This window comes from Phocaeicola sp. RTP21198st1_B8_RTP21198_201120 (assembly GCF_040929485.1).
Classification (GTDB): Bacteria; Bacteroidota; Bacteroidia; order Bacteroidales; family Bacteroidaceae; genus Phocaeicola; species Phocaeicola dorei.
The window spans coordinates 1,418-2,719 of the sequence record NZ_JBCOCI010000185.1; the positions used below are offsets into that span (position 1 = coordinate 1,418).

Consider the following 1,302-nt stretch of genomic DNA (forward strand, 5'->3'; position numbering starts at 1 on the left):
TTTAATAGGTTTTACCCGTTCAGTAGTCCATGCAAAGCAACCATAAAACAGCAACGCACACAACACCGCAATTACAATGACGCTCATCATCCAACCATGCTGCTCGTCGTGTCCCATACTGAACCGATTCACCATCGGCATGAACAAAAGTAATGCTATAAAACTTCCGATGTAAGCGAAAGTCATACGATACGTAGAAAGCATGTTCCGGTCTTTCGATTCCGGACTCATCACTCCCAACAACGAAGCATAAGGCACATTGATAGCTGAATACACCATCATCATTAACGAATATGTAAAATACGCATATATTACTTTCCCCCCATCACTGAAATCAGGAGTTGTAAAAGTCAGCACACCGATCACAGCGAACGGAATAGCCAGATACAACAGATAAGGACGAAACTTTCCCCACCGCGATTGCGTCCGGTCGGCAATAATCCCGATTATAGGGTCGAACGCCGAGTCCCAAACACGAGTGATGAGAAACATCGTGCCCACCACTGCTGCAGGCATGCCAAACACATCCGTATAAAATATCATCAAATAGGAGCCAAACAATTTCCAGAACATGGACGAAGCCATATCACCGAAACCATAGCCTATCTTTTCCCTAATCCCTATCATAAAGTATGCATCAGTTTCAGATTCTTATCAATCTGTTTCTTCAGCGTCTCCACTGAAGTAGAAGTAAAAAGACCGTCCGCAGGCGTATTCATACAATAATCGACCAACCGATCTATTGTAGAAGTCGCCACATGCATACGGGTGTCAGAAGAAGCATAGTAAATAAAAACCGTACCATCTTCATCAGCTATCCAGCCATTGGTAAACAATACATTAGAGACATCTCCGATACGCTCTTCTCCTTCCGGCGCCATAAAGAAGCCCGCAGGAGAAGCAATCACTTTCGCCGGATCTTCCAAGGAAGTCATATACATATACAGCACATAACGCAAACCGGCTGCACACCCACGTACACCGTGCGCCAAGTGCAACCATCCCTTCGATGTCTTAATAGGATGAGGGCCTTCACCATTTTTCACCTCTTTAATTGTATGGTAATAACGCCGGTCGATTATCGTCTCTTCCTTTACTTCCGCACAAGTAATATCATCTACCAAGGCCCAACCGATACCACCGCCACTTCCGGCATCTATAAAACCGTCTTGCGGACGGGTATACAACGCATACTTTCCATCCACAAATTCAGGATGAAGAACCACATTCCGTTGCTGGCTTCTTGTTTTCAAATCCGGCAAACGCTCCCAAGTCTTCAAATCCTTGGTGCGGGCAATAGCT

The 1,302-nt window shown here is 45.2% G+C and carries 1 protein-coding gene and 1 pseudogene; both read right to left on the bottom strand.

The window, feature by feature from the left end; genetic code table 11:
* Positions 1 to 627: MFS transporter (locus tag AB5935_RS24250; protein WP_368327683.1), on the bottom strand; the 627-nt coding region annotated here is incomplete at its 3' end.
* Positions 624 to 1,302, bottom strand: a pseudogene (locus AB5935_RS24255) (glycosidase); the annotation flags it as partial. The pseudogene AB5935_RS24255 and the gene AB5935_RS24250, both read right to left, overlap by 4 nt.